The sequence below is a fragment of the Actinomyces sp. oral taxon 180 str. F0310 genome, from assembly GCF_000185285.1.
Taxonomy (GTDB): domain Bacteria; phylum Actinomycetota; class Actinomycetes; order Actinomycetales; family Actinomycetaceae; genus Pauljensenia.
Genome location: NZ_GL622194.1, coordinates 1,013,606 through 1,040,536 on the forward strand (window position 1 = coordinate 1,013,606; position 26,931 = coordinate 1,040,536).

The window sequence follows — 26,931 nt, forward strand, 5'->3', positions numbered from 1 at the left end:
ACCCCGAAGGGAGAGGACCCATGGATGGAAGCGCAATCGACTGGGAGGCGGCGGCGAGGCGCTGGCTCGACCAGGAGGCCGGCGAGGCGCGCATGCCCGAGGGCGAGCTGATCGCCGAGATCGAGGAGTTCCTCGACCGCCACAAGATCTGCGCGCTGGCCACGGCGGGCGCTGGGATCGTGCGCAACACGACCGTCGAATACGTCCACGCCGAGGGGGCCTTCTGGATCGTCAGCGAGGGGGGCCTGAAATTCCGGGCGTTGCGGGAGAACAGCAACGTGTGCCTGGCGATCCACGACGACGACATCTCCTTCGACACGCTCGCCGGATTGCAGGTGACGGGCACCGCGCAGGTGCTCGAGCCCTTCGGCGAGGAGTATGAGCGTGCTTGCCGGTTGCGCGGCATCCCGGTGGAACGGCTGCGCGGGCTGCCCTTCGTCATGAACATCATCAAGGTGACCCCCACTCGCTACGACTACGTCAGCGGCAGGCTCAAGGAACGCGGGTTCTCCGCTCGTCAGCACGTCGACCTCTGAGAGGGTGGCGCCGGTGGATCTGGCCTTGAGGAGGCGCCCGTGAACGCGGCTTCAGGGGCGAGCCCGCGGACGCGGACCCCTAAGGGGCGCCCGTGAAGGCGGTGGAAACGCTCGCCCGCTTCTTCCGGGCCGAGAACGAGCGGGACTGGGAAACGTACAGGGCATTCTTGCACCCGGACGTGGTGTGGCACCTGCACGGCGAGGAAAACAGGACGATCCAAGGGGTCGAGGAGTACCTGCGGACAATCCGGGACGCCTACGCGGCGTCCGATGCACACTTCCGCGTGGAGGAGGCGCACGAAGCCGCCGACGGACGCCGCATCGTCGTCCTGCTGGTCGACGACTCCGGGATGAGGTCGTTCGAGGTGTTCGACGTCGAAGACGGCCTGATCCGGCGCGAGCACGAGTTCCTCCTAGGGTGAGGAAGGCGACGAGCAACGCGACCGCCCTCACATCGGGGCATCGGCGGCTCTCGGAACGCAGGATTCTCGGTCGCCGGAGACAGTCCCGACAAGAATGATTTTCGTTGTGTTGACGGGATTTTTTCTCTCCGTTATCGTCGGGGGAGGGCAGTGAGCACCGACCGCTCCTCCCCCACCTGCCCCGCACACGCAGTCTCATAGGAGGGACGAAAGGCGCGGCTTGCGCTGTCCCGGCCTGGGAGTCGTCGCGCGCAGGTTGATTCATACGCGCGCCCAGAAAGCGAGGAGAACACATGAGTATGTACTTCGGAGACGTGTCGCTGTGCTACACCAACTCCCTGGCAATGGCCCTGGACTCCTTCGGGTTCGACGTGCGTCCCGAGTACCTGGAGGCGCTCATGGTGATGGGCAACGGTGCGAGCATCATGAAAGACGACCCTCGGCATCCGCTCGTTTTCTTCGACAACGGGGAGCCCGACGTGTCCATCAGCAACTGCCTGGGCATTCTTGGCTTCGCGTGGGAGGAGTTCTTCGTCGAGGAACCCGTGGCCGACCTCGCCGAGGTTCGGGATCGACTCACGTGCATGCTGGAGAAAGGCCCGGTGGTTGCGGGCCCCCTGGACATGGGGCTGCTCACCTACAACCCGAACTATCAGGGCCTGGGCGGGGTCGACCACTTCGTGTGCGTTCTCGGTCTCGACGGCGGTCGCGTACATCTGCATGATCCGGCGGGTTTCCCCTACATGAGCATAGACTTCGACGACTTCGCGAAGGCCTGGCAGGCGCAGGCAATCTCCTACAGGCGCGGGTCGTTCTCCATGTGGGGCGGCTTCACGCGGGTGAGGGAGCCCGAGGGTGAGGAGGTCTACCGGGAGGTCTCCTCGATCATGAGGAAGCGCTACGAGGCGGGCGAGGCGGGCGTCATCCGCTCCTACGCCGAAGCCATCAGACACAACGGCATGAGCCCGCAGCAAAAGGGGATCCACCAGTACTTCAGTTTCCGCTTGGCTGCGGCCAGGAGCCTCTACGCTGCCCGATTCCTGGCCGACCACGACGCGGAGCGGGCGCAGATCAAGGAGCGGATCGCCTCCCTGTTCGGGCAGGCGCACCTGCACAACCTGACGGAGGACAACCTCGCCTTGGCAGACACACTGGGGAGGATCGCTGAACTGGACGACCGCTTCAGGGAACTGTGTATCCTGAGAGGGTGACCGGGCAGCGCCTCGCGACGGGGAGGCGGCAGACACATCCGGCACCGTAACTCCCGTGTGAAGAAGGACGGTGGGGAGCGATGACGCGAGTTCGCGTGATTCACGAGGCCGACCTGCCCTGGTCGGTATCCCAGGTGTGGCGGATCGTCACCGACGTCGATCAGTGGCGGTGGCGTTCGGACCTGGAGCGATGCGAGAGGGCCGGCGAGCGCGACTTCGTGGAGTATCCCAAAGGCGGCAAGCCCATTCGTTTCACGACCGTGCGTCGGCAGGAGGAACGACTCTGGGAGTTCTCCATCGACGGGGATACCCTGGAGGGATGCTGGCGAGGCGTGTTCATCCCGGCGGGATCCGGGTGCCGCCTGAGCTTCACGGAGGACGTGGACGTGCGGGGCAGGTTCGTCCCCCGATGGGTTGCCAGGCTGTTCCTGCGCTCATACCAGGCCCGATACTTCAGGGATCTGCGCGCGGAGTTGCGCCGCCGCTACGGCGAGGCCGGGGCGTGAGGTGCGGCGGCGATTCCGCGGACACGCTGACGCATTCGCTTCCGCTCAGTGAACCAGCTGGCCGCGCGTGTCTCCCACCGGCTCTCGGCTCTCGGCTCACCGCTCACCCGCATCGGATCGTGATCGATAAGCGGTGAGCGCGGCACTCAGCAGGAGTGCCACGGCAGCCACGCAGAACGCCACCAGGACCGCATGAGCGTAGGCGCTGCTCGCTGCGGCGCGCACCGCCTCCGCCTGCGGCGCCCCTTGCGCGTCGGCAGCCTCGAAGGCGAGCGCTACGGAGCGGAAGCCCTCGGCGGCGGTTCCCCGGCACGCCGCCGCGTACGACGAGCCGACGAGCGATCCGAGCGCCCCGATCCCGATGAGGCAGCCGAGCTGTTGGAAGGTGGAGATCAGGGCGGACCCACCGCCTCGTTGCTGCTGGAGAACGCGTTCCATTCCCCATCCCTGCATGACGGGCAGTCCCATCGCCATGCCCAGCCCGCAGGCGCACTGCCCCACGACCATGAGAGGATATCCCACGACCGCCGTCGAGACACCCATAACCGCCAGACCAAGAGCAATGAGGACGAGGCTCGCCACGCAGGCGCGCCTTTTGCCCAGCTGCTCCGCGACCCTCCTGGTAACAGCAGCACCCACCATCGCGGCGGCGACCATGGGCATGAGCATGAGCGCCCCCACCAGCGCGCTGTTCCCCAGCGCCGTCTCCACGTAGGCGGGCAGCACGAACATGATGCCCGAAATCGCGACGTTGAGTGCGAGCAGGGACAACGAGGCGGCGGCAAAGGAGGGGATGCGCAGCAGGCCGAGTTCGGCCAGCGGGTTCGACGACCGGGTGTCACGGCGGACGAACACCGCGATCACCACAGCGCCAGCCACCATCAGGCCCCACGAGTCCGGTGAGGCGGCGGAAATCTGCGCGTTGATGAGTCCCGCCGAGACCAGGGCGAGTCCCGCGAGGGCAAGGAGCGCGGACAGGAGGGGCAGCCGGGTACGGGCGCGGGTGGTTCCACGGGACTGGCTCCGATCCCCCGGCAGGAGGAGGACATCGAGGAGGAGGACGATGAGGAACGCCACCAGGTCGAACACGAAGATGGCGCGCCAGTCGGCGAAGTTGACAAGCACGCCGCCGAGCACCAGGCCGAAGGGGGCGCCGAGGGTCATCGCGACGGCGTTCACCGTGAGGGCGAGGACTTGCCCGTCGGATTCGAACAGGCGCGTAATGAGGGCGAGCGTCATAGTGATGGAGAAGCCCGCGCCGAACCCCATGACTCCCCGTGCGACGATAGTGGTCACGGAGCTCGTCGCGAGGACGCCCGCAGCGGAGGCGGCCGCGAAGGCGCTGGCGCCGACCAGGAGCGTCCGCTTGACGCCCCACCTGTCGCCCAGGGAACCCGCGAGCAGCATGAACGCCCCGAAGACCAGGTTGTAAGCCGAGACCATCCACTGCTGCTCGACCTGGCCGGCCCCCAGCGAGACCGAGATGGCGGGGAGGGCGATGTTGAACGCGGTCGTGTTGGTGAAACACACGAATGTTCCCAGGCACAAGCCCCCCAGTGCCCGCCAGGCCCGTTTCGCCTCGTTCCCGCCCCGCGCCTCGCGGCTGTCGCAATCCCCTGCGGGCATGCGGACCATCTCCTCTGTACGTTCCTGCACTCCGCGCTCATGTTGCAGTGTAGGACTCGTTGACGCGGAGATGCCGCTGAGTCTCAGCGATCAGTCGCCCCATCGAGCGCCTTCGGGTCTGTTGGCTGCGGCGCCCCACGCTTGGCGGCTTTGGCCGAGGTGGCGAAGGGGACGACTTCGAGGCTTCCGTCGACCAGCTCGGCCAGGAACACCTTCTTGACCGAGGAGTACCCCTGTTACTTGAGCTGCGCCTTGACCCACGCCGCTTCCTTGCCCGCGAGTACCAGTCCGTCGAAGACGAACTGCCCGTCGCTCACGAGCGGGAGGAGCGAGCGCCTGCTCTTGTCACCGTGCAACCGAATCGTGAGGCTTCCGTTGGTTTCCATGACGGCAGTCTCGACGTCTCCAATGCTGGAGATGCCCTGGTCGCGCAGGCTTCTGCTGAGGCTCTGCGCCGTGAGCCCGACCTTCGCGCAACGCGCAATGTCCACCAGCCCGTCGCGGATAATCAGCTCGGGCTGACAGACGGTGAGCCGCTTGAAGGTCTTGCTGTAGTCAATGAGAATCTTGGTGGCGATGACGACGAGCGACCAAATGAGGACGATAATGAAGAACTGCAGCAGCGTGATCGACGAGTTGTAGATGACGCCGCCGATGATGCCGCCCAGCACGTAGTTCTGCACCTGGTTGAGCGGGGTGTTGAGCGAGAAGTCGCGCTTGCCGAGGATGTTGATCTGGAAGATCATCATGAGGATTCCCAGTGCGAACTTGATGGCCGTCAGCGTGTAGAAATCCATGTCAGTGCTTCCCGTTCACGTAAACGTTGTGGTCGATGATGTGGGTCCGCTCGAGGGTGTAGGCGTTGTTGTCGTCGCCCAGGTGGACCAGGTAGTCCTCCTCGTTGAAACGCACGATGATCCCGTCTTGCAGGGAGGTCGAGTTCACCAGAATCTCGCTGGTTGACACCCCATGGTCCGTGGCGACGCCTTCCACGAAGCGGACGAGACGCTAGGACTGGGAGAGCTGGTTGCTCACCTGGAGGTACTGCTCGGTCTGAATCCCAAGCAGCACGAGGGAGAGAACGAGGAGACCGGCCCCGGCATCTCGCCATCGGGTCCGCGCCTTGTCACGCAGGTACAGGACACTGAAGACCAGCGCAACCAGGAGCAGGATGATGATTGCGGCCACGCGCTGGGTCGATTCGGTGCTTTGGTGGGAGACGACGTAGTCAAGGGTGTAGAAGTCCACGGCTGTGCCTTCAGTGTGCCAATCGGGAAAAGCGCGCCCAGTGTATCAGCGCTCGATTCCTCGCACTCTCAGGGTTGCGCGTATCAAGCAGATGCCACACTCACTCGCTGCCGCCCGCGCCCACGCGGCCGCGATGCGGAGACTCTCACTTGCTCCCGTGGAACACCCAAGCTCGTCCCCGCACGCCGCGCATGATGTAGCTGGCGCCCGCGAGCGCGAGAGCAAGGCCCAGGCCCGTGTAGAAAAAAGCAATGAACCAGCCGGGGAAGAGTCCGGCGGCGCGCATGCCAATACCGAAGGACATCATGAGCGCCATCATGATGTAGCTCTTGCGGTCGAAGAAGCGAAAGACTAGGTGACGTTCCCCCTCCAGGTCGGCGATGCGCTGGGCGTTCTTCTTGACGAGCTTGGAGAACATCGGGTGGAAGGTGCTAAAGATTGCGGCCGCGCCGCCGACGAGGGCGAGGAGAATGATCGCTGCGACGCCGCGCATGCCGATGGCCGCGCGCACCCCGAGTTGGGCGACATTCAGTCCAGCGAGTAGCCAGACGATGCCGGCGACGGCAATCAGGGACTGTTTCTTCACGTGCAAACGGCTCATCGGGCATCCTTCTCGTTGATGGGCGTCGGGTACGGGTAGAGGGAGGCGTCGAGGAGCGCGACGAGCGTCTCGCACTCGTCACTGTCCATGAGGGACGCGAAGATGGCGCGCAGCACGTAGCGGCACAACCTTTCAGCACTCAGAGAACCGACGAGGCGGGCGCGCTCCACGGCCTCGTCCGCATTGAGGACACGGATCAGTCCGCGTTCAATGTGGGCGAGCATGGGGGCGCGTACGGCCTCGAGCGCCTCGTGCTCAGCGCTCGGCAGGCGCCGCATCTGCGTAAACCAGTCGACGCTCATGTCGGCGCGCGCGGAGCTGAGGGCCTCACGAAACCGCCTCACGTAGGAGGTGAAGCGTTCGCCGGGGCGCACGACGCACAGCTCTTCGGAGAGGTTCTCCTCGAAGAATCGGGTGAGCACCGCGGCCGTCAGGTCTGCCTTCGTCGGAAAGTAGCCGTAGACCGACCCGACGGCGATCCCACAGGCGGAGGCGAGCTTGCGCACGGAGAGCGACGAGATGCCGTCGCGCGAGGCGATGGCGTAGGCCTGGCTGACCAGGCTTTCCCGGTCGATCACTTGCTTGGGCATTCATCCCTACTGTCTTGCGAGCTGCAACAATCCATAATGAACAGTGTTCAGTATAGATACGTCCCCACGCTCACGCACCTTGGATTGGGATCGCGAACATCCTCTGCACATGCTTCGACTAGGCAGAGAGGATAGCCCGCGCAGGCTTGCCTTTTGAGATCCGTTCCTCAAGCTCTGCACTTCTTCACCGTCGCGGACTTCTTTTCCACTTTTGCCCTGTACCTGCAGCTGTGCAGGGCGGACAAGGCACGCAAAGCCACTGCCGAGGCCTCGGCAGGCGCAACTCCCCGACACCCCACCGGCGTAGAATAACCAAATGACTGACACAAGCAGACAAGCGCAGTGGTTTTCCGATAACGAGCACAACTGGGACGACCGCGCCGAGCTGCACATGGCTGGCAACTACTGCGACTACCAGCGCCTTCTCGAGGACCCGACAGCCATTAGCGCCGAACTTGCCCAAGATATCGAACGATTCGGCGATCTCACCGGCAAGGATGTCATCCACCTGCAGTGCCACGTCGGAACGGACACGATCGGGTTTGCGCGTCGCGGTGCCTCGCGCGTCATTGGCCTTGATCTGTCCGAGGCATCGCTTGCCCACGCGCGCAGCATTGCCGACCGTGCGGGCGCTGACGTGGAGTTTGTTCACGCGAACGTGTACGACGCGCGCGAAGCAGTCTCCGGCGATTTCGATCTGGTGTACACCTCGATCGGGGTCCTGTGCTGGCTGCCCGATATTGCTCAGTGGGCACAAGTCGTCGCTTCCCTGCTCAAACCGGGCGGTACTTTCTTCATCCGCGACGATCACCCGATGTTCATGACAATCGGGGAGGACATTTCCGACGGACTCAAGATCGAGCAGCCATACTTTGAGCAAGATACGCCGCTGACATGGGATGACGATTCAAGCTACGTGGATTCGCCCAATGCACCACGGATTACTCACACGACAAACCACCAGTGGAATCACTCCCTTGGACAGATCGTCACCGCTCTCATCAACGCAGGGCTGGTGATCGATGAACTCGAAGAGACCCCGCGCGCAGCGTGGTGCCCGTGGCCCGAACTCATGGAACAAGATTCCGCTGGAGCCTGGCACCTTCGCGAGCATTCCGAACGTCTGCCCCTTCAGTTCGCGATCACCGCACACAAAAACTGAAAGCGCGCCAAGTGGACTTAGGCTTGCGAGGGCCAGACAAGTTATAGAACACTCAAACATTGGAAAGCCTGGCTGTGCGATTACTGCGCGAGTCCCTCCGAGATGCACCATGGAGGGTCCGAAGTAACACTCACACCAGCGCGTGAGTATGACGTGACAGTGCGCCGACTATTTCGGTAGCGGCTCCACGCGCACTATCGAGGCCTACCCTGCTTGGCGGGGCAGGCCTCGTCACAGGAGAGGAATGCTAAAGTCATCGCGAGTCAATGAAACCCTATGAGGAAAGCTGCACATGGACAGAGTTGCACGCGTCGCCGCACCCCTCTTCTTCATCGCCATGGTCTACGCAGGATGGCGCTTCGATCTAAACTTCCCCATCCAGCCGCTGCTCTCACCAGGTGCATGGATCGGCGCACTGCTCATCGCCACTTATTTCAGCGCCCTGACTGTGCTCCACTCTCAAGACAAGGTTGCTCCACGCGTACTCGCATTTTGGGGCCTCGTCATCAAACTTGCTCTCCTCCCCATCTTCCTCATCATGCTCATTCTCACGATCATCGTTCCGCTAGATAGCTCCCACGGCAACGTAAGCGGCTTGCTGATGATTTTCCTCATTCTTCCTCTGGACGCGGGAGTCTACTTCTTGATGATCGTGTCATCCTTCCATGGGTTTGCCGCAACAAAACGCCTACTGGCCGAACAGACAATCCCATCAGCAACAGCAAAAAGACTCAGGAAGATGCACGCCGTTCCTATCGCAGACCTTGTCGCAGCTATCTGGCTGTACGTGCTCCTGCGTCGACTCGATAGCGCTGCTCCGGCCAGCGCTCAGGACGCCTAACCCGCCATGACCGCCGAGGTCACCCCATCCGCGACAGTTCCATACACCACGACGCAGTGCCCGAAGAACATATCGTCGTCATCGAAGTAGCCGGAGAATGAACCGTCGGCGTCCATCGCGATGCTGCGCAGCTCGATTCGGCGCGCAAAGCTCCCTTCCGTTATCTCGGGGACCTCCTCGTCGGCAGATTCGCGCCACTCGCACGCGAGCTGCGTCAGCTCTCGCGCGGCGAACGCCCGCATATCCCGGTCCCACGCGGCCTGATCGGCCACCATCTGTCTCATTGCCTGCACAGCTGCGGTCCAGGTGTCCTCGTCCGCCGCATCAACCTCAAGCGACAGACAGATCTGCTCGCCGCGCCACAGAATCTCCCCCTCGAACGTGTCGTAGTCCTTGTCGAGAGTGAGCTCTCCGAGCACCTCGTCAGTCACCACGACCGGCCTGCGATAGTCGGCCAGCACCTCTTTCAAGGCGGGGCACAGGGCATCTTCTTCCAGGACCTCGACAATCAGGAACTCGTTCTGCGAGGAGGCGGTCACGCCCTCGGGAATCTCGTGCGGAATCTTCTTGCGCGCCTTGAGGCGGTACACCGCCTCCCGACGGAAGCGATCGAGGATTCCTCCGGCATCATGTTCCTCGTCGCTGACGGGATAGACGATCCGGCCGTCACCCGTGTGCAGTGCGCCGGTCTGGCAGTCCACATACGCAATGAAGTAGTGCGAGACGTCCCAGAATCCGTTCCTCTTACTTGCTCCCTGGCCGCCGGCGAGCAAAACGAGGATCTCCCTGGCATCTTCCTCGAAGGTACGCTCCCATTCGTCCTGAGTCATGGCGTTTTGTGAACGCATGTATTTCAGTAGATCCACGTGTTGTCCTCCTTGATCAACCACTGCTACGTCGCTACGTCGAACCCTACTCCACGCGATGCGCCGTGAGCACTGCGAAGCCAGGCCAACAGACAGCAAATCAACCGTTTTATCCCCAGAAAGAACCCGAACTGTACCCGGTTCGGGCCTATAATCGAGACAACGAAAGGAGCGATGATGCCGACGATGACCCGCACAGCTGAGGTGAAGACCCGCACGACCGCACAGATCAAGGCCGATGCAGCAGCCGTCTACACACGCTGGGGAATTAGCCTGTCGGACGCGATCAACATCTTCCTGGCCAAGTCGATTGAGGTTGGTGGCCTCCCCTTCGACATGCGCCCCGAGGCTCCCACGTTTGACGGACTCCAGCACTACGCTTATCGCCCCACTCTGGACACAAACGGGGTCGCGCGACTCCCTGGAGACTGGGATGACGGCGAGTGATGAATACCCGAAACTCGAGTATTCTATCTGATAGCTGAAGGAACTAAATTAGCCGAACCAGACCCCGCTCGCGATCATTTATTTGAGAACAGAATCAATATCATTGACCGTTAGACGCAAAAGATCTCCTTTACGAAGCCCACGGCGCATACCCATATCTTTCCGAAGCTGAATCATGACTTTTTCCATCTCAAATAGGATTAGACTAGGATTAACAGCTTCCCTTGACGTTGCCGTTCGCCAGTTTCCCCATGCCTTGATCGCCTTCGATGAACCCCATAACGTCAGCTCCTTATTGAACTGAGTAACAATACTCAGGAGTTCATCCTGCGAAAGCTCCTCACCTTTCCCTGCGGCTGCCTGAAAATCATATATAAGAGAAATTAGTCTCATATACGGCTCTTCTCGATGCTCCCGAAGATACTCATTCTTTTTCATAACCGAGCTCGTCACGCTAGCGCCGACCACAGATATTGTGGAAACAGCGCCCGTAATCAATGCAACGATGACAGCTGAGTCAAGGCCTGAGAGCGAGGCAAAGAACGAACTTAACGCCGGCCCGACTTTCACCAGAAGAAAATAAATGAGTAAACCAGCAGCAGCGAGCAATATTAGTAGATAAACCCACCCAAGAACCGCTTGCCCCTTTGTTGATTTCACCAATTCTTCCGCCTGCGGCCGCGCACTCATTGCGTCACTCCCACTCGATGGTGGCCGGGGGCTTGGAGGTCACGTCGAGGACGACGCGGTTGACCTCGGGCACCGAGTTGGTGATACGCGTGGAGATGCGGGCCAGGACGTCGTAGGGCAGGCGCGTCCAGTCCGCCGTCATCGCGTCCTCGGAGGACACGGGGCGTAGCACGATCGGGTGGCCGTAGGTGCGGCCGTCCCCCTGGACGCCCACGCTGCGCACGTCGGCGAGCAGGACGACCGGGCACTGCCAGATCTCCTGATCCAGGCCGGCGGCGGTGAGCTCCTCGCGGGCGATCAGGTCGGCGGCGCGCAGGATATCCAGGCGCTCACGCGTGACCTCGCCGATGATGCGGATGCCCAGGCCCGGGCCCGGGAAGGGCTGGCGGTTCACCAGGTAGTCGGGCAGGCCCAGCTCGCGGCCCACCGCGCGCACCTCGTCCTTGAAGAGGGTGCGCAGGGGCTCAACGAGCTCGAAGGTCATGTCCTCGGGCAGGCCGCCGACGTTGTGGTGGCTCTTGATGTTGGCCGCGCCCTCGCCGCCGCCGGACTCGACGACGTCGGGGTACAGGGTGCCCTGAACCAGGAACTTCACCTCGCCGCCGGCGGCGCCCACCTCCTCGATGACCTGCTTCTGGGCGGCCTCGAAGGAGCGAATGAACTCGCGACCGATGATCTTGCGCTTCGCCTCAGGCTCGGTGACGCCGGCGAGGGCGGAGAGGAAGCGCTCGGACTCGTCGCACGTGATGACGCGGATGCCCATGCCACGCGCGTAGTCACCCTCCACCTGCTCGCGCTCGCCCGCACGCAGCAGACCGTGGTCGATGAAGAAGCAGGTCAGCTGGTCGCCGACAGCCCTGTGAACAAGAGCGGCTGCCACGGAGGAGTCCACGCCGCCGGATAGGGCGCAGATCACCTGCGCGTCGCCCACCTGCTCGCGGATCTTCGCGACCTGCTCGTCCACGATCGAACCGGCGGTCCACGTGGGCTCCAGGCCAGCACCCTCGTAGAGGAAGTTCTTCAGGGCGTCCTGTCCGAACTGGGAGTGGCCCACCTCGGGGTGCCACTGCAGGCCGTAGAGGCGGCGCTCACGCGACTCGAAGGCCGCGACCGGGGTCTCGGTGGTGGAGGCCGTGACGGTGAACCCCTGCGGGGCGCCCTGGACGGCGTCGCCGTGGCTCATCCACACGATCTGGTCGCCCGGGGTGCCACCGAAGAGGCACGAGTCTGCCGCGACGGACGCCTCGGTGTGCCCGTACTCGCGAGTGCCAGTTCGTCCCACGGTACCGCCGAGAGCGTGGGCCATGGTCTGGAAGCCGTAGCAGATCCCCAGAACCGGCACGCCGGCCTCGAAGATCGCCGGATCCACGCTCGGCGCACCCTCTTCATACACGGAGGACGGCCCACCCGAGAGAATGATCGCTGCCGGCTCCTTCGCGAGCATGTCGGCCACGCTCATCGTGTGAGGAACGATCTCCGAGTAGACGTTCGCCTCGCGCACACGGCGGGCGATGAGCTGGGCATACTGCGCGCCGAAGTCGACGACGAGGACGGGATGCATGTCGGTAGCGTTCACCCTGCCCATGGTACCCGGGCTCACTCACGGCGTCGCGCTTCATTGCACGTGTCTCCGCGCACGCGCGCCATTGCCATCACCCGCGCCGTCGGCACCGACGCAATGAGCCAGGCGAGGCGTCTCGGAGCGATCCGACGCCGAGCGAGCGGCACGCGTGAAACCGCGACCACCCCTGCTCGAAGGAGCGCAACGCCGCACGAAACCGCGACCACCCCTGCCTCGACAAAAGTACCGATGTGGGGCCGATTCGCCCCAGCAGGGGCGCCCCGGGTTTCACCAGCCCACAGACAACCCCGGGACAGGGGCGCCCCGGGTTTCACCAGCCGGAAGAAGACGGCGGCCCCACCCCATCGGGGCGAGGCCGCCTACTGACGCCTGCGCGGCGAAGCGCTCAGCGGAAGAACGAGCGAAGCACCGGGAAAAGTCCGGTGGCAACGGCCGCCTTGACAAGATCACCGATGATGAAGGGGACGAAACCCTTGAGGAGTCCGTCCGTGAAGGTCATGTGGGTGAAGGGAATCATCCAGGCCAGGCCCGCGATGTACACGGACGCCAGGGAGACCAGGGCGGTCGGCGCCATCGTGATGATGCGTCGGTCTGCCCCACGCTCGGCGGCCAGTCCGGCGATCGCCGCCACCAGGAAGTATCCGAGGATGTAGCCGAAGGATGCGAACGCCCAACCGACGTTTGACCCGGTGAAGACCGGGGCGCCCGCAACGCCCAGGGCCGCGTACCCAAGGACCGAGATGAGACCTCGACGCGCGCCAAGAACCGTGCCCACCGACAGCGCGCCGAGGGTGCCCAGGGAAACCGGAATGGGCGTGAACGGCAGGGGAACCGAGATCCGAGCCAGGGCAATCATCGCGAGCGTGCCACCGACCACGAGGGCAATCTCGCGGACGAGGGAGCCGCCCAGGCGATCGGCGAGGACGCGGTTGCGGCGCGCCGGGAGGGCGGGGGTAGCGGTCATCGTGGTCATAGAGAGCCTTTCGACGGGGCCAACGGCCATTAGTTCAATAGTTGAATTAGACACCGGCTGTGGGGGCCTGTCAACCTCGCGCGAGCACATCACAGGCGATGGTCAGGCTCGTTGGGAAGGACGCGCGACGCAGCCTCGTCGACAGCGCCGCATGACGGGGCGGGACGAGTCGGCTTCCGTCCGAGGATGAGGACCGCACCGCGGGATGACGACCGCGGGGCGGGCGACTCCTCCGGACCCACCCGCCCCGCGGTCGAGAGGCCTTCAGTGCGCGAAGTGGCGCGTCCCCGTCAGGTACATCGTGATGCCGGCAGCATTCGCCGCGTCGATCGACTCCTGATCACGCACGGACCCACCGGGCTGCACCACGGCGCTCACTCCCGCGTCAATGAGGACCTGCAGGCCGTCGGCGAAGGGGAAGAACGCGTCGGAGGCAGCGACCGCCCCGACAGAGCGGCGCTCGGGCGCCTCGGCCACCACGTCGGAGGCGCGCGCACCCCCTGCGGCATCCTCTGAGGCGGCCGCATCCCCCGTCGAGCGCGCCCCGAGGGTGTTTGCCCGCTCGACAGCGAGCTTGCAGGAGTCGACGCGATTCACCTGTCCCATGCCCACGCCCACGGACGCACCGTCCTTCACCAGCAGGATCGCGTTCGAGCGAACGGAACGTACCGCCCGCCAGGCGAACTCCAGGTCGGCAAGGGTCCGCTCGTCGGCGGGCGCACCGGCGGCCAGCGTCCAGTTGGTTGCACTATCTCCGGGCGCATCAATATCGTCTCGTTCCTGCACCAGCAGCCCGCCGCTGATCTGCTTGAACTCGTACGAGCCTCGCGCCGGGGGCTGGACCTGAAGGACACGCAGGTTCTTCTTTGCGCGCAGCACCTCGAGGGCCCCCTCGTCGTATCCGGGGGCCAGGACAACCTCGGTAAAGATCGGGACGATCTGGCGGGCGAGCTCCACGCTCACCGGACGATTGACCGCGATGACGCCACCGAATGCAGACACGGGGTCGCACGCGTGCGCGAGCCGATGCGCCTCGGCCACGTCCTCGCCGACGGCGATGCCGCACGGGTTCGCGTGCTTAATGATGGCAACGCACGGACGCTCATGATCGTAGGCGGCACGCAGAGCGGCGTCCCCATCCGTGTAGTTGTTGTAGCTCATCGCCTTGCCGTGGAGCTGGATCGCATTGGCAATGCCCTGTGCCGCAGCCCCATCCTCGGGGTCCGATTCCTCGAAGCTCTCATCGATCTCGCGGTAGACGGCCGCGCCCTGGTGCGGGTTCTCCCCGTAACGCAACGACTCCACGCGCTCGAAGGCGTCCGCGACGACAACGGGCATCCCCGAGGCCACCCCATCCGTCTCGCCGGGCTCGTCCTCAACACAATCCTCCCCGCCATCTCGGTAGCCGAGCGAGGCGAGGAAAGCGGCGTCCGAGGCCTCCAGGTGTGCTTCGGCCGCATCGTCCAGGGTCTCGCGCACGTCCTCCAGCTCAAGCTGGTCTGCCAGCCACCCGGCGATCGCGAGGTCGTAGGCGGCGGTGTGAGCGAATGCCTCGGCCGCGAGCCGACGGCGCTGGGCGAGCGTGAAGCCCTCCCCCGCCACCGCCTCGGCGACATCGGCGTATCGACTCGGGGAGGTCACGACCGCGACCGAGGGGTGGTTCTTGGCGGCCGCGCGGACCATGGAAGGACCACCGATGTCGATCTGCTCGACGCACGCATCGAAGGAGGCGCCCGAGGCAACGGTGTCCGCAAAGGGGTACAGGTTGCACACCACCAGGTCGAAGGGGGCGATTCCGAGGGAGGCGATCTGCTCACGGTGGCTGGCCTTGCGCTGGTCGGCAAGGATGCCGGCATGGACGAAGGGGTGCAGGGTCTTCACCCGCCCCTCGAGCACCTCGGGGAAGCCCGTGACGGCTTCCACGGGGGTGACGGGGATTCTGGCGGCGCTGATGCGTTCGGCCGTCGAACCCGTGGACACAATCTCCACACCGGCAGCGCCGAGGGCACGCGCCAGGTCCTCCAGTCCCGTCTTGTCGTAGACAGAGATCAGGGCCCGCCTGATCGGGCGCAGGTCAATGGCTTCCAGGTTGTCGAGGGAAACGGACATGGTTCCTCCAGGTCGGGTCACCCGGGCGCCCAGGCGGGCGACGCCTCTCGGGAAGGTCGGCCGCTCCCCGGTGGTCATCCACCCTCGCCAGTCGCGGCCCCTTCAGCTTAGTCGATGTGTTGTTCCTGCGCGGGTTGCGCCCACGGTTCGTTCGCCTCGTGCGCGTCGCTGCCCGCTCCGCGCCGCTCGCCGGCGGCTCCGTCCCCGCCCTCGCCGCTGCCGCCGCCGACCGAGGCCACGGACTTCTCGGACACGTCGGCCTCGCTGGCGCGTCGGCCTGCTGCCTCGCCGCGCCGACGCACGCGTCCCGTTCCCTCCCCGATGAGCGCCAGCGTCGTGGGGTGGGTTGCCAGGGAGACAAGCACGGCGGGCAGCGCGATCTCGAGGACGAGGGCGAGCGTCACCCAGCCGACGCGCGGCCCCATCGTCGAGAGGCGAACGGCCCCCAGGCTCATGGTCGCGCTCCACATCCACAGCGCTACCACCGCCGCGAACACTGCCGTCGCGAGGAGGCCCTGGGCGCTCTGGTGCAGGAGGTGTTCGCGCCGAAAACGCCAGGCGCACACGGCTCCCACGGCCAGGCCAAGCAAGATCGGAAGGAGGATCAACCACATGCCGGGGGCGGACTCGGGGACCGCACCGAGCAGCGGGATCGGGGGGATGGGACCCTGGTCGGCGGCCGACGGAGAGTGCAACGCGTCGGTGGCCGTCAGGAAACCCGCTCCCGACCACCATGCTGCCGCCCACGCCACCACCGAGGGGGCGAAGAGCAACTGCACGCCGACGATGAAGGTCGAGTCGGCCGCCGAAGAGGCTCCCAGAAGCTCGTGAATTCCGCTCACGCGGGTCCAGGAGAGCGAGAGGGCCACGATCGATGCGACCGACGCGGCGAGGGCGAGCGCCACGACGAGCAGCCCGCCCATCTTGAATCCACCCGAAATCCAGTGCTGCATGGCGGGCGCGCCATCGTCGCGCGAGTAGCCCGACGCGACAAACCACACCGAGCCGACGAGGGGAATGATGATCGCACCGAGGGTTCCCGTCCACCAGTGCGAGTGCTGGCCCGAGGCGCCCACGAGGAGCCAGGAGGTGAGCAGGAAACCGGGCGCGGCGAACAGCGCCGAGGAGCGGGGGAATCCCGCGGTCGTGCGCAGCAGGACCCGCACGAGAACAACAAGCATGGCCCCCACCAGGGTCGGTATCGCCCGGTAGGAGACGCCCCCGACCACGGCGGTTCCGCCCACAACGGCCGACCACAGGTCACCCCCCAGGCCGAGCGCATCGCGCGGGGTTGTATCGTTCATCCACGTGTTCGACCGGATCGACAGGTAGGCAACCATGGTGAGCACCGTGGTGATCGCCCACCCGGCGAAGGCCGCCTCGACTCCTGCGAGGACGCCGCGGGCCCAGCCGCGGGGGACGGCGACACGAACCGTCGCCCGATCGGGCACGTAGGTGGTCGTGGTTCTCCGGGGTCTAGCTTCATTCGTCATGCGCTCGCTCACTACCCCATAGTGTCAGAATCGGCCCGGGGTCGCGACGCTGCACGCCGACCCCGGGCCGAATAGTCGCGTCGTTACCGCGACAGAAGCTCGCGAGCGATCTGAGCAGTCTGGGAGGGGGTGCGTCCCACGCGAACACCCACGGCCTCGAGTGCCGCGGCCTTCGCGGACGCGGTACCGGAGGATCCGGACACGATGGCTCCCGCGTGCCCCATCGTCTTCCCCTCCGGAGCGGTGAATCCAGCGATGTAGGCCACGACCGGCTTCGTCATGTTCTGGCTGATCCACTCGGCGGCACGTTCTTCGGCGTCGCCGCCGATCTCGCCGATCATGATGACGAGGTCCGTATCGGGGTCCTCTTCGAAGGCAGCCAGCGCGTCGATGTGGGTCGTACCGACCACCGGGTCCCCGCCGATGCCCAGGCACGTCGTGAAGCCAAAGTCACGCAGCTCGTACATCAGCTGGTAAGTCAGGGTGCCCGACTTGGAGACGAGGCCCAGGCGCCCCGGTCCCGTGATGTCGGCCGGGGTAATCCCCAGGTTTGCTTGCCCGGGCGAGATGATGCCGGGACAGTTCGGGCCGATCAGGCGCACACCCGCCGCAAGCGCATGCTCAACGACGATCGTCGAGTCCTGAACGGGGATCCCCTCGGTAATGAGCACGATCGTCTCGATGCCCGCATCGATGGCCTCCAGTGCCGCCGCCTTGGCGAAGGCGGGAGGAACAAAGATGACGGAGGCGTTCGCCCCCGTTGCCTCGCGGGCCTCGGCGACCGTGCCGTAGACGGGGACCTCGATCTGCCCGTCGGCCACTCGACCGGCGGCCGGACCGTATCCGACCACGTCAAAGGTGACGGTTGTTCCTGCCTTGCGTGGGTTCGTTCCGCCCACGACCGCGGTACCCGCGCTCAGCATGCGCTGGGTGTGCTTGCGGCCTTCGGCTCCGGTCATCCCCTGGACGATGACCCGGGTGTCAGAGTTGACGAAGATTGTCATGATGTGTCTCCTGCGGTTCTCGGGTCGTTACTTCGAGGGCGCCTGCGCGGCGAGCTGCGCCGCACGCCGGGCGGCACCGTCCATGGTCTCCTCCATGCGGACGAGGGGGTGACGGGCCTCGGCGAGGATCGCGCGGCCCTCCTCCACCCTGTTGCCGTCGAGGCGTACGACGAGCGGCTTGGTTGCCGTCTCCCCCAGTGCGTCGAGCGCGCCGATGATGCCTCGGGCAACCTGGTCGCAGGCCGTGATGCCACCGAAGACGTTGACGAACACGGAGCGCACCTGGTCGTCTCCGAGGATGATCTCCAGGCCACGGGCCATGACCTCGGCCGACGCGCCGCCCCCGATGTCCAGGAAATTCGCGGGCTTGAGCCCGCCGAACTCCTCGCCGGCCATGGCGACCACGTCGAGCGTCGACATGACCAGGCCTGCGCCGTTGCCGATCACCCCGACCTCCCCTTCGAGGCGCACGTAGTTCAGCCCGGCTTCCTTCGCGGCCGCCTCACGCGGGTCCTGCGCGGCCACGTCCACCAGCCCCGCGTGATCGGGGTGGCGGAAACGAGCGTTGTCATCCAACGTGACCTTGCCATCCACCGCCCAGACGGAGCCGTCGGGACTCAGCACCAGGGGATTGACCTCCACCAGGGTGGCATCCTCATCGCGGTAGACCTCCCACAGGGTCTGCAGAACAGGGGCGATGGCCTCGCCGGTGGCTGGGTCGAACCCGGCTTCGTCCACGATGCGACGCGCGACGTCGGCGTCAATGCCGACGAGCGGATCCAGGGGAACGCGGGCCAGAGCCTCGGGCCGTTCCTTCGCGAGCGTTTCGATATCCATGCCTCCCTCGCGCGAACACATCGCCAGGTGGCGACGGTTCGAGCGGTCCAGCAGGATCGAGAAGTAGTATTCGGCGGCAATGTCCGCTCCGGAGGCGATCATGACGCGCGTGACGACGTGCCCCTTGATGTCGAGGCCGAGAATCTCCTGAGCCTTTTCGCCCGCTTCCTCGGCCGTGTGCGCGAGCTTCACGCCTCCGGCCTTGCCGCGTCCTCCGGTCTTGACCTGTGCCTTGACAACCAACAGGGTTGCACCGCCCTCCAGGAGTTCACGCGCTCCCTCGCGCGCCTCGTCGGGGGTCGACGCCAGCCGGTAGTCCAGCACGGGCACGCCGTGTTCCTTGAACATCTGCCTGGCCTGGTACTCGTAGAGATCCACCTTATTCCCTCCGTTGAACGTGGTGTGGTCAGCGCAGTAATTCTACCGTGCGACCGGCCCTGACGCCCCCGTTTCCGCATATTATCAACGCTTTCAGGCCCCTTGACCATCACGCGATGCGCCCTTGGCATTGCCAAGGTGTGACGACCCGACCTCGCGCCCTATCCAAAGCCGCTCCGGACGCGATCACCAACCAGCGGGGCGGCCGACCTCGCGCAACGCTCACCTGGGGCATGCCCCGACGACTCCCCGTGGGGTTTTTCTACATCTTGACGTCTCTCGTGGCGTGTCACCGGCGTGTCGCCTCGAACATGTAGAAAAACCCCCAGTCGCACGCGAGCCGCAAGGCAGGTCCGCTACCCGGTGTGCGTTCGCGTTCACAATTCCGGCCGCACGCGGGCCGCTACGAGATCTTCTCCATCGGCGCCATGCGGACGAGAAGACGCTTGTCAGCCATGCCGAAGCGAATACGTGCCACCGTGCGCGGCCCCTCCCCTTCGATCCCGGTGACGGTCCCCGCCCCCAATGTTGCGTGTCTGACGCGGTCCCCGACCTTCAGCGCCAGCACGGGCTTGTCCTGCGTCGCCTGGGCGGTGGGCGTGACGCCCATGCGCGTCACCTTGCGAACCCCTCCCGTCTGAACGGCCCCGCCGCCGCGCCCCGAACCGAAGGCACCCGAGTCGCGCTCGCCCCAGGGATCGCGCCCGTCACGCGCGGCGCCGTACGCTCCGCCGTAGGAACCGCCGTAGGAGGCGCGTGCGCGCTCACCCGAGGTGGCGGCCCGCCTGACGTCGAGCAGCTCGGCGGGAATGTCGTCAATGAAACGCGAGGGCGGCATCTCCTGCGGGGTCCCCCACGCGCTGCGAACGGCGGCGCGGGTCAGGTAGAGGCGCTCGCGAGCGCGCGTGATCGCCACATAGGCCAGCCGGCGCTCCTCCTCCAACTCGCTCTCGTCCGCGAGGCTACGCTGGTGCGGGAATGTGCCGTCCTCCATGCCTGTGACAAAGACGGTGGGGAACTCGAGCCCCTTGGCGGTGTGGACCGTCATGAGGGTCACCTGCCCGCCGCGTTCCCCTTCGGCGGGCACCTGGTCCGAGTCCGCCACGAGGGCCACGCGCTCCAGGAAGTCGGCCAGGCTCGCGCCCGGGGCCTCGGCCGCGAAGGCCCCCGCAACCGAGTGCAGCTCCGCCAGGTTCTCCACGCGAGAGGCATCCTGCGGGTCTTCGCTGCGGCGCAGCTGGGCGAGATAGCCCGTGCGATCGAGGACCTCCTCGAGAATGTCGGCTTGGGAGGCACCGCCAGCCTCGGCCGCGCGCAGCGCCTCGATGAGTCCCCAGAAGGCGGCCGCCGCCTTCGCCGCGCGCGGGGTGATCCCCGCAACCTCGGGAGCCGTCTCGGGCGCGCCCTCGGCAGAAGATGACGAGGCCGGGGCCGCAGCCACGCTCTCATCCGCGCCATCGCGAGCACCCGGGGTCTCCCCCGCCGCATCATCCGAGGAGACGGGGGCCGAGGAGCGCGCGGAGTCCGCGGCCGGGGAAGTGGAACGAGCAAGGGCCTCGACATCGATCCCCTCGCCCTCCCCCGCGGGGCATCCGGCGCGTTGCCACAGGTGACGCAGCGCCGCGCCGAAGGATATGCCGTAGCGGGCTGCGTGTTCGGCGATCGCCTCCTCGGCCTTCGCGCCGATGCCTCGCTTGGGAACATTGAGGATGCGGCGGGCAGCGACCGTATCATCCGGGTTGGAGACGACCTGCAGGTAGGCCAGCGCATCCTTGATCTCACGGCGCTCGTAGAAGCGCGTGCCGCCGACGACGCGGTACGGGATTCCCTGACGGACGAGGAGCTCTTCGAGGGCGCGCGACTGGGCGTTCGTGCGGTAGAACACCGCGATGTCTCCCCATTCGGCGCCCGCATCCGCCAGGCGGTCGATCTCAGCGACAACGAAACGCGCCTCGTCGTGCTCGGAATCGGCGGCGTCCAACGTAATGAGCGCACCATCGCCCGAGGCCGTCCACAGGTTCTTCGCGCGGCGTCCCGTGTTGCGGGCGATGACAGCGTTGGCCGCCGACAAGATGTTCTGAGTCGACCGATAGTTCTGTTCCAGCAGGATCGTGCGCGCGCCCGAAAAGTCGCGCTCGAACTCCTCGATGTTGCGGATCGTGGCGCCTCGGAAGGCGTAGATTGACTGGTCGGAGTCACCCACGACCGTCAGCTCGGCGGGAGCAACCCCGTCCTTTCCGTCGCCCACCAGGGTGCGCACCAGCACGTACTGCGCGTGGTTCGTGTCCTGGTATTCGTCCACCAGGATGTGGCGGAAGCGCCGGTGGTAGTGCTCGGCGATGAGGGGGTTGTCGCGAAGCAGCTCAACGGTGCGCATGATCAGGTCGTCGAAGTCCAGCGCGTTGGAGGCTCGCATGCGTTTGTCGTACTCGACGTAGGCGTCGGCGACGATGCGCGACACCGGATCCTTCCCGGCGGTCTCGCCGTAGCGCGCCGGACCGATCAGCTCATTCTTAGCGTCCGAGATGCGCGCCGCCACCATCTTCGGCGTGAAACGTTTGATGTCCACGTCCATGGCCTTGAGAACCATCTGGATGAGGCGCTGGGAGTCCTGCGCGTCGTAGATCGTGAAAGAGGACGACAGGCCCGCGGCCTCGTGCTCGTAGCGCAGCAGGCGCACGCACGCCGAGTGGAATGTCGACACCCACATGCGTCGCGCGTCCCCGCCCACGAGCGCACCCGCCCGCTCGCGCATCTCCGCCGCCGCCTTGTTCGTGAATGTGATCGCCAGGATTTGCCCGGCCCGCGCTCGCCCGGTGGCCAGCAGGTAGGCGATGCGGTGGGTGAGCACGCGCGTTTTCCCCGATCCCGCCCCCGCGAGGATCAGCAGCGGCGCACCCGCGTGCGTGACCGCCTCGCGTTGGCGATCATTGAGGCCGCGCGTGAGCGATTCCGGATCCACGCCGGGACGCCCGGCGTCGCTCCGCCAGCTCGCGTCCACGCCCTGCGTAGGCTCCCACGCAGAGGGGCGCCCCGACGAGCCGCCGGGGACGGCGATGTCGGGCCAGCCGCCTTCGACGTCGGCCCCCAGCGCGTCCTCCACGTCGAAGGCGGGAGCCTGCGGCGGAACGTAGTCGTCGTCGCGGCCTCCGTCCAAGCCAATCAGGTAACCAAAGTCAGGTAGAGAAGTCGCGTCACTCATCGCATCCAAGCCTAAACCGCCCCACCCGCGCCTGCGCGCCCCACCCCGGTGGCGCCAGCCACGCGCCGACGCCGCCTCAGGGGCCGAAGCCGGAAACGACGAGGCCGGGGCTGGCCTGCGCGTGAGAGAGCGGTCAGCCCATGCCTGGCGCAGGGAGCTACTTCTTGCGGTACAGCGACTTGGTCGCGTACACCGGTTCCGTCGTCACCTGGATGCCCAGGGAGCGGAAGATGCCCTCGTCAACGGGGCCGAGGATGACGGACTCGTGCACGTCGCAGCCGCGCAGGGCGCCCAGCTGGTCGAGCGCCCGGCGCGCGTTGTCGTCACCGTTGGCGCTCACCGCCAGGGCGATAAGGACCTCGTCTGTGTGCAGGCGCGGGTTGCGAGAACCCAGGTCGTGGGTCTTGAGGCGCTGGATCGGCTCAATCGACTCGGGCGCGAGGAGCTGGACCTCGTCCGCAAGCCCCGCGAGCTTCTTCAAAGCGTTGAGAAGCATCGCGGAGGAGCACCCCAGCAGCGCGGAGGTCTTGCCCGTGACGATCTGGCCATCGGGCAGCTCAATGGCTGCGGCGGGCTCTCCCGTGGCCTCGGCCAGCTCCATGGCGGGGAGCACGACCGGGCGATCCATGCGCCCCACGCCGACCTTGGCCATGAGGAGGGAGATGCGACCCGACTGAATAGGCTCGCTCATCTCCTTCTTCTCCGTCACGAGCGCCTTGTAGTAGCGGCGGATGATCTCCTGACGCGAGGCCTCCTTGCATGCCTCGTCGTCAACGATGCAGTAGCCCGCCATGTTCACGCCCATGTCGGTGGGACTCTTGTAGGGGGAGGCACCCAGGATCTTCTCGAACAGGCGGCTCAGCACGGGGAAGATCTCGACATCGCGGTTGTAGTTGACCGTCTTCACCCCGTAGGCCTCAAGGTGGAAGGGATCGATCATGTTGACGTCGTCCAGGTCCGCCGTGGCCGCCTCGTAGGCGATGTTCACCGGGTGGTCCAACCCGATGTTCCAGATCGGGAACGTCTCCCACTTCGCGTATCCGGACTCGATGCCGCGCTTGTGGTCGTGATAGAGCTGTGACAGGCAGGTCGCCATCTTGCCCGACCCCGGGCCGGGGGCCGTGACGACCACGAGGTTGCGGCTGGTCTGAACGTACTCGTTCGCGCCGTAGCCCGCGTCGGAGACGATGCGTTCCACGTCCGAGGGGTATCCGGGGATCGGGAAGTGACGGTAGACGCGGATGCCGAGCTTCTCGAAGCGCTCCTTGACCTCGGCGGCCGCCTTGTTGTCGTCTGTCCACTGAGTGATGACGACGGAGCCGACGTACAGGCCGCGCTCCCGGAACTCGTCAATCTGACGCAGGACCTCGTCGTCGTAGGTGGTGCCCACGTCGGCACGCACCTTGCGCCGGGCAAAATCCTTGGCGTTGACGGCGACGATGATCTCGACCTCGTCGGCCAGCTCGCGCAGCATGCGCACCTTGTTGTCGGGGGTGAAACCGGGCAGGACGCGCGAGGCGTGCATGTCGTCAATCAGCTTGCCGCCGAACTCCAGGTAGAGCTTCCCGCCGAACTCACTGCGCCGCTTGGCGATATGGCGAGACTGCATCTCGACGTAACGATCACTATCAAAACCGATGCTGTGCATGCATCCTCCGAGTTCGCGGCATCATAGGGGGCCACCCGTCGGGTGGTCGGGCGCTTACGCGCTCTCGGGGTTCCATTGTAGGCACACTGGCCGCGCACGCCCCTGGCGGGCACGCCGAGCAGGTCCGACCTCACACAATGTGACGCTGCATGGCCCAGCGGGTCAACTCGTTGCGGTTGGACAGCTGAAGCTTGCGCAGAACGGCGCTCACGTGGGTCTCGACCGTCTTGATCGAGATGAACAGGTCGTGAGCGACCTCCTTGTAGGTGTATCCGCGCGCGATGAGCCGCATGACCTCCTGCTCGCGGGCCGACAGGAGATCCAGCTCCGTGTCCGCCGCGGAGACCTCGCCCGTGCCGAAAGCGTCGAGGACGAAGCCCGCCAGGCGGGGGCTGAAGGCGGCGTCGCCCGCGGCGACGCGTCCGATGGCCTCCACGAGATCCGGCGTCGAGATCGACTTGGTGACATAGCCGCGGGCTCCGGCACGGATGACCTGGACCACGTCCTCCGCCGAGTCCGAGACGGACAGGGCCAGGAAGTTAAGCCCCTCGACGTCCCGGCACGAGCTCGCCACCTCCGCTCCGCCTCCGCCGTTGCCGCCGGGCAGGTGCACGTCCAGGAGGGCGACGTCGGGGCGCAGGGCGCGACACGCGGCGACGGCGCCTTCAACGTCGGAGGCGTCGCCGACGACCTCCAGGTCTGCCCCGGAGTTTTCCAGTTCGGCTCGCACCCCCGCGCGAACCATGGGGTGATCGTCGATGACAAGAATCCGGATAGTCACTGTGTCCTCCCGTTGGGCGCCGTTTCCTCCAGGATATCGGAACGGGGGACTCTCAGGGAAATTTCTGTGCCCCTCGCCCCGGAGCGAATCGACGCTTCGCCGCCAACGCGCCGCATGCGCCCCACGATCGAGTCGCGTACGCCGTGGCGGTCGTCGGCGATGAGTCCGGGATCGAAGCCCTCCCCGTGGTCTTTGACAAAGGCCTCGACGACGCGGCCCCGCACCTCGACGTACACGGAGACGGGAGGAGCACCGTGTCGGACGGCGTTCTGGGACGCCTCAGCCAGGGCCGCGACCAGGGCGAGTTCGGCGGGACCTGGCCTCATGTCACCGACGACGACCGCGCTGACGGGTACGCCGTAGCGGCTTTCAACGCCGACGACCGCCTCGGTGACAGCGGCCTCGAGGGAGTCGGCGGCCTGGGCGTGACCGGTGTAGAGCCAGGCGCGCAGCTCGCGTTCCTCGGTCAGGGCGATTGCGCGCACCCGCGCGGGATCCTCCGCGGAAGCCCGGATGAGCGTGAGGGTCTGCAGGACGGAGTCGTGCAGGTGGGCGGCGATGTCCGCGCGCTCCGACTCGCGCACGCGCTGCGCCTCCGATTCGGACAGTTCCTTCGTCGTGCGCAGCCACATGGGGACCAGCGCGAAGAGGATTCCGGCGACGAGGGCGGCACCGATGAGTCCACCGCGGAGCAGGATGATCGGAGGGTTATCACGCGAGGCCACCATGACGACACCGAGGCTGAGCAGGCCGATCCCGCCGACGACCGCACCGATGAAACGGATGGAGCGCCACTTGCGCACCTGTCGGCTCTGGCTCCACACCAGGGCGATGCCAACGACGATCGAGACGATGGCCCCCAGGTCACGCCAATCGATCGTTCCAGAGGCGTTGAGGAGAATGAAGACGACGGCGGCGACCAGGAACGCGACACCGGTGGCGATCAGCCGGTTGCGTGACACCTGCGCTGCCCGTTCCTCGGACAGCCGGACGAGGCCGGGGCTGAGCGTGTCCGATCCGGTGGCCTCGGGAGAGTCCTCGGGGACAGTCACCCACAGCCACAGGTAGACGACGACTCCGACTCCGACAACCGACAGCAGCGCAATGAGGAATCGCAGGAGCAGGACGGGTGCCCCCAGGTGCACGGCCAGCCCCGAGCACACGCCGCCCATCCAGGGCGCGGGCATGTCCGGGCTGGACGAGGTGGCGCGCACGAGAGGGGGACGAGCAGGCGGCGCCGGGATGGGCGGCGTCCACCCAGGATGGGTGTAGTTCTCTGGTCTGCTCACCCCACCATTGTCGCATGTCGCTGGGTTTGCCCGGGATACCCCGAGCGTAATCAGGGGGCGTTCAGGGGGTCCCCTACTATCGCCCACGATGGGAGCTTTGGTTGAGTAGTGGTATCGATCCGCAGACTGTGGATCCCATCGAGAGGAAGTACACCATGAGTTGGTCGAGCGGCCCTTCGGACCCGAACGGCACGCACCAGCAACCCCCGCGCAGCAACGGGTTCTTCGATTCCCTGAGAAACTCGGGCTGGTATCGGACGCAGCCGCGCGTCATCGGTGGCGTGTGCTCTGGAATCGCGGCCCGCACGGGCTGGGACCTGTCGCTCGTGCGCGTCCTGACCGTCCTGGCGGCGTTCTTCGCGCCCGTCGTCATCATCGTCTACGCACTGGCGTGGATGTTCCTGCCCGAGGCAGTCGATGGTCGCATCCACGCGGAAGAGACCTTCAACGGCAACTTCGATGTCGCCTTCGTCGGTGGAGTGGCCCTCGCCCTCGTCGGCCTGTTCTCGGTCATCCCCTCGGTCGGCGTATTCGGCTCCTTCGCGATCGGTTGGGGCGTGTTTACGACCCTCATCATCGCGGGGATTTGCATCGCCGCGATCGCCTCCAGCAACAACCAGAAATCGGGAGCACGCATGTCCACTCCGAACGGACCCCAGTACGGCACCCCCGGCCCCAACCGCGCGCCGGGAGCATCAGCCCGCTTCGCTCAGGGCGCCCCAGCTTATCACGCCGCAGGAGCACCGGGCGCGGGTCCGGCTCCGCGTCAGGCAGACACGGCTTTCTCCTCCCGAGTAGCCCCCGGCGCTCCCCCGGCGGGCGCGGGCAGCCAGCGGGGCGGACACGGCCCGGCCTCGCCTCGTCCCCCCCGCGCCGGCTGGACGCCTCC

24 protein-coding genes, 1 pseudogene and 1 riboswitch are annotated in these 26,931 nt (G+C 65.9%); of the genes and pseudogenes, 8 read left to right on the top strand and 17 right to left on the bottom strand.

The window, feature by feature from the left end:
• Positions 1 to 20: 20 nt before the first annotated feature.
• The 4 genes from HMPREF9006_RS04400 to HMPREF9006_RS04415 all read left to right on the top strand — a co-directional run bounded on the left by HMPREF9006_RS04400 (position 21) and on the right by HMPREF9006_RS04415 (position 2,675).
• A complete protein-coding gene (locus HMPREF9006_RS04400; protein ID WP_009212350.1) occupies positions 21 to 536 on the top strand; it encodes a pyridoxamine 5'-phosphate oxidase family protein in 516 nt (171 codons plus the stop codon).
• A 92-nt stretch (positions 537 to 628) separates the two neighbouring features.
• Positions 629 to 958, top strand: coding sequence for a nuclear transport factor 2 family protein (locus HMPREF9006_RS04405; RefSeq protein ID WP_009212351.1), 330 nt, complete (start codon positions 629 to 631; stop codon positions 956 to 958).
• 293 nt (positions 959 to 1,251) lie between these two features.
• Positions 1,252 to 2,169 carry a hypothetical protein gene (locus tag HMPREF9006_RS04410; protein ID WP_009212352.1) on the top strand — a complete coding sequence of 306 codons (918 nt, stop codon included), beginning with the start codon at positions 1,252 to 1,254 and terminating at the stop codon, positions 2,167 to 2,169.
• 80 nt (positions 2,170 to 2,249) lie between these two features.
• Positions 2,250 to 2,675 carry an SRPBCC family protein gene (locus tag HMPREF9006_RS04415; RefSeq protein WP_009212353.1) on the top strand — a complete coding sequence of 142 codons (426 nt, stop codon included), beginning with the start codon at positions 2,250 to 2,252 and terminating at the stop codon, positions 2,673 to 2,675.
• A gap of 96 nt (positions 2,676 to 2,771) precedes the next feature.
• Here the strand turns inward: HMPREF9006_RS04415 and HMPREF9006_RS04420 are convergent, their stop codons facing one another.
• The 5 genes and pseudogenes from HMPREF9006_RS04420 to HMPREF9006_RS04440 all read right to left on the bottom strand — a co-directional run bounded on the left by HMPREF9006_RS04420 (position 2,772) and on the right by HMPREF9006_RS04440 (position 6,740).
• Positions 2,772 to 4,301 carry an MFS transporter gene (locus HMPREF9006_RS04420; protein WP_232209828.1) on the bottom strand — a complete coding sequence of 510 codons (1,530 nt, stop codon included), beginning with the start codon at positions 4,299 to 4,301 and terminating at the stop codon, positions 2,772 to 2,774.
• 236 nt (positions 4,302 to 4,537) lie between these two features.
• Complete coding sequence (locus tag HMPREF9006_RS04425) at positions 4,538 to 5,098, bottom strand: DUF421 domain-containing protein (protein ID WP_009212356.1); 561 nt, start codon at positions 5,096 to 5,098, stop codon at positions 4,538 to 4,540.
• Between the two features lies 1 nt (position 5,099).
• A pseudogene (locus HMPREF9006_RS04430) lies at positions 5,100 to 5,549 on the bottom strand (DUF3290 domain-containing protein).
• Positions 5,550 to 5,694: 145 nt separating this feature from the next.
• On the bottom strand, positions 5,695 to 6,150 hold the full coding sequence (locus tag HMPREF9006_RS04435) for a hypothetical protein (protein ID WP_009212359.1): 456 nt from the start codon (positions 6,148 to 6,150) through the stop codon (positions 5,695 to 5,697).
• A complete protein-coding gene (locus tag HMPREF9006_RS04440) occupies positions 6,147 to 6,740 on the bottom strand; it encodes a TetR/AcrR family transcriptional regulator (RefSeq protein WP_009212360.1) in 594 nt (197 codons plus the stop codon). Before HMPREF9006_RS04440 ends, HMPREF9006_RS04435 begins: the two co-directional genes overlap by 4 nt.
• Positions 6,741 to 7,056: 316 nt before the next feature.
• On the opposite strand from HMPREF9006_RS04440, the gene HMPREF9006_RS04445 reads away from it, so the two are divergent.
• Together HMPREF9006_RS04445 and HMPREF9006_RS04450 are read left to right on the top strand one after the other, a co-directional pair.
• Positions 7,057 to 7,902: a class I SAM-dependent methyltransferase gene (locus tag HMPREF9006_RS04445; protein ID WP_009212361.1), complete on the top strand. Its 846-nt coding sequence runs from the start codon at positions 7,057 to 7,059 to the stop codon at positions 7,900 to 7,902.
• A 292-nt stretch (positions 7,903 to 8,194) separates the two neighbouring features.
• On the top strand, positions 8,195 to 8,743 hold the full coding sequence (locus HMPREF9006_RS04450) for a hypothetical protein (RefSeq protein WP_009212362.1): 549 nt from the start codon (positions 8,195 to 8,197) through the stop codon (positions 8,741 to 8,743).
• Here HMPREF9006_RS04450 and HMPREF9006_RS04455 read toward each other — a convergent pair.
• Positions 8,740 to 9,609 carry a DUF2262 domain-containing protein gene (locus tag HMPREF9006_RS04455; RefSeq protein WP_009212363.1) on the bottom strand — a complete coding sequence of 290 codons (870 nt, stop codon included), beginning with the start codon at positions 9,607 to 9,609 and terminating at the stop codon, positions 8,740 to 8,742. The genes HMPREF9006_RS04450 and HMPREF9006_RS04455 overlap by 4 nt on opposite strands.
• Positions 9,610 to 9,786: 177 nt before the next feature.
• Between HMPREF9006_RS04455 and HMPREF9006_RS04460 the strand changes: the two genes are divergently transcribed.
• Positions 9,787 to 10,056 (top strand): type II toxin-antitoxin system RelB/DinJ family antitoxin, encoded by a 270-nt coding sequence (locus HMPREF9006_RS04460; RefSeq protein WP_048742407.1) that lies wholly within the window; start codon positions 9,787 to 9,789, stop codon positions 10,054 to 10,056.
• Between the two features lie 78 nt (positions 10,057 to 10,134).
• Here the strand turns inward: HMPREF9006_RS04460 and HMPREF9006_RS10300 are convergent, their stop codons facing one another.
• The 11 genes from HMPREF9006_RS10300 to HMPREF9006_RS04510 form a co-directional block, all read right to left on the bottom strand.
• Complete coding sequence (locus tag HMPREF9006_RS10300) at positions 10,135 to 10,716, bottom strand: hypothetical protein (protein ID WP_156794390.1); 582 nt, start codon at positions 10,714 to 10,716, stop codon at positions 10,135 to 10,137.
• Positions 10,717 to 10,750: 34 nt separating this feature from the next.
• The gene (gene guaA, locus HMPREF9006_RS04465) at positions 10,751 to 12,307 is read right to left on the bottom strand and encodes a glutamine-hydrolyzing GMP synthase (protein ID WP_153232456.1); all 1,557 of its coding nucleotides are present in this window, start codon (positions 12,305 to 12,307) and stop codon (positions 10,751 to 10,753) included.
• Between the two features lie 406 nt (positions 12,308 to 12,713).
• A complete protein-coding gene (locus tag HMPREF9006_RS04470) occupies positions 12,714 to 13,301 on the bottom strand; it encodes a biotin transporter BioY (protein WP_034232103.1) in 588 nt (195 codons plus the stop codon).
• Between the two features lie 264 nt (positions 13,302 to 13,565).
• Positions 13,566 to 15,410, bottom strand: a complete 1,845-nt coding sequence (gene purH, locus HMPREF9006_RS04475; RefSeq protein WP_009212368.1) for a bifunctional phosphoribosylaminoimidazolecarboxamide formyltransferase/IMP cyclohydrolase — start codon at positions 15,408 to 15,410, stop codon at positions 13,566 to 13,568.
• A 20-nt stretch (positions 15,411 to 15,430) separates the two neighbouring features.
• Positions 15,431 to 15,515, bottom strand: a riboswitch (ZMP/ZTP riboswitch).
• A 2-nt stretch (positions 15,516 to 15,517) separates the two neighbouring features.
• On the bottom strand, positions 15,518 to 16,903 hold the full coding sequence (locus HMPREF9006_RS04480) for a cell division protein PerM (RefSeq protein ID WP_009212369.1): 1,386 nt from the start codon (positions 16,901 to 16,903) through the stop codon (positions 15,518 to 15,520).
• A gap of 83 nt (positions 16,904 to 16,986) precedes the next feature.
• On the bottom strand, positions 16,987 to 17,907 hold the full coding sequence (gene sucD / locus HMPREF9006_RS04485; protein ID WP_009212370.1) for a succinate--CoA ligase subunit alpha: 921 nt from the start codon (positions 17,905 to 17,907) through the stop codon (positions 16,987 to 16,989).
• A gap of 27 nt (positions 17,908 to 17,934) precedes the next feature.
• Complete coding sequence (sucC, locus tag HMPREF9006_RS04490) at positions 17,935 to 19,122, bottom strand: ADP-forming succinate--CoA ligase subunit beta (protein WP_009212371.1); 1,188 nt, start codon at positions 19,120 to 19,122, stop codon at positions 17,935 to 17,937.
• Positions 19,123 to 19,525: 403 nt separating this feature from the next.
• Positions 19,526 to 22,324 (bottom strand): UvrD-helicase domain-containing protein, encoded by a 2,799-nt coding sequence (locus tag HMPREF9006_RS04495; protein ID WP_009212372.1) that lies wholly within the window; start codon positions 22,322 to 22,324, stop codon positions 19,526 to 19,528.
• A 157-nt stretch (positions 22,325 to 22,481) separates the two neighbouring features.
• Positions 22,482 to 23,972, bottom strand: coding sequence for a DUF1846 domain-containing protein (locus tag HMPREF9006_RS04500; protein ID WP_009212373.1), 1,491 nt, complete (start codon positions 23,970 to 23,972; stop codon positions 22,482 to 22,484).
• 130 nt (positions 23,973 to 24,102) lie between these two features.
• Entirely contained in the window at positions 24,103 to 24,753 is a 651-nt protein-coding gene (locus HMPREF9006_RS04505; protein ID WP_009212374.1) for a LuxR C-terminal-related transcriptional regulator, read from the bottom strand.
• Positions 24,750 to 25,940, bottom strand: coding sequence for a PspC domain-containing protein (locus tag HMPREF9006_RS04510; protein WP_009212375.1), 1,191 nt, complete (start codon positions 25,938 to 25,940; stop codon positions 24,750 to 24,752). Before HMPREF9006_RS04510 ends, HMPREF9006_RS04505 begins: the two co-directional genes overlap by 4 nt.
• A gap of 257 nt (positions 25,941 to 26,197) precedes the next feature.
• On the opposite strand from HMPREF9006_RS04510, the gene HMPREF9006_RS04515 reads away from it, so the two are divergent.
• On the top strand, positions 26,198 to 26,931 hold a 734-nt coding region (locus tag HMPREF9006_RS04515), incomplete at its 3' end, for a PspC domain-containing protein (protein WP_034232109.1).

Coding starts and splice junctions, on each gene's coding strand:
- HMPREF9006_RS04400 (WP_009212350.1), top strand. CDS start 21: ATGGATGGAAGCGCAATCGACTGGGAGGCGGCGGCGAGGCGCTGGCTC.
- HMPREF9006_RS04410 (WP_009212352.1), top strand. CDS start 1,252: ATGAGTATGTACTTCGGAGACGTGTCGCTGTGCTACACCAACTCCCTG.
- HMPREF9006_RS04415 (WP_009212353.1), top strand. CDS start 2,250: ATGACGCGAGTTCGCGTGATTCACGAGGCCGACCTGCCCTGGTCGGTA.
- HMPREF9006_RS04420 (WP_232209828.1), bottom strand. CDS start 4,301: ATGCCCGCAGGGGATTGCGACAGCCGCGAGGCGCGGGGCGGGAACGAG.
- HMPREF9006_RS04425 (WP_009212356.1), bottom strand. CDS start 5,098: ATGGATTTCTACACGCTGACGGCCATCAAGTTCGCACTGGGAATCCTC.
- HMPREF9006_RS04435 (WP_009212359.1), bottom strand. CDS start 6,150: ATGAGCCGTTTGCACGTGAAGAAACAGTCCCTGATTGCCGTCGCCGGC.
- HMPREF9006_RS04440 (WP_009212360.1), bottom strand. CDS start 6,740: ATGCCCAAGCAAGTGATCGACCGGGAAAGCCTGGTCAGCCAGGCCTAC.
- HMPREF9006_RS04445 (WP_009212361.1), top strand. CDS start 7,057: ATGACTGACACAAGCAGACAAGCGCAGTGGTTTTCCGATAACGAGCAC.
- HMPREF9006_RS04450 (WP_009212362.1), top strand. CDS start 8,195: ATGGACAGAGTTGCACGCGTCGCCGCACCCCTCTTCTTCATCGCCATG.
- HMPREF9006_RS04460 (WP_048742407.1), top strand. CDS start 9,787: ATGCCGACGATGACCCGCACAGCTGAGGTGAAGACCCGCACGACCGCA.
- guaA (WP_153232456.1), bottom strand. CDS start 12,307: ATGCATCCCGTCCTCGTCGTCGACTTCGGCGCGCAGTATGCCCAGCTC.
- HMPREF9006_RS04470 (WP_034232103.1), bottom strand. CDS start 13,301: ATGACCACGATGACCGCTACCCCCGCCCTCCCGGCGCGCCGCAACCGC.
- purH (WP_009212368.1), bottom strand. CDS start 15,410: ATGTCCGTTTCCCTCGACAACCTGGAAGCCATTGACCTGCGCCCGATC.
- HMPREF9006_RS04480 (WP_009212369.1), bottom strand. CDS start 16,903: ATGACGAATGAAGCTAGACCCCGGAGAACCACGACCACCTACGTGCCC.
- sucD (WP_009212370.1), bottom strand. CDS start 17,907: ATGACAATCTTCGTCAACTCTGACACCCGGGTCATCGTCCAGGGGATG.
- HMPREF9006_RS04495 (WP_009212372.1), bottom strand. CDS start 22,324: ATGAGTGACGCGACTTCTCTACCTGACTTTGGTTACCTGATTGGCTTG.
- HMPREF9006_RS04500 (WP_009212373.1), bottom strand. CDS start 23,972: ATGCACAGCATCGGTTTTGATAGTGATCGTTACGTCGAGATGCAGTCT.
- HMPREF9006_RS04510 (WP_009212375.1), bottom strand. CDS start 25,940: ATGCCCGCGCCCTGGATGGGCGGCGTGTGCTCGGGGCTGGCCGTGCAC.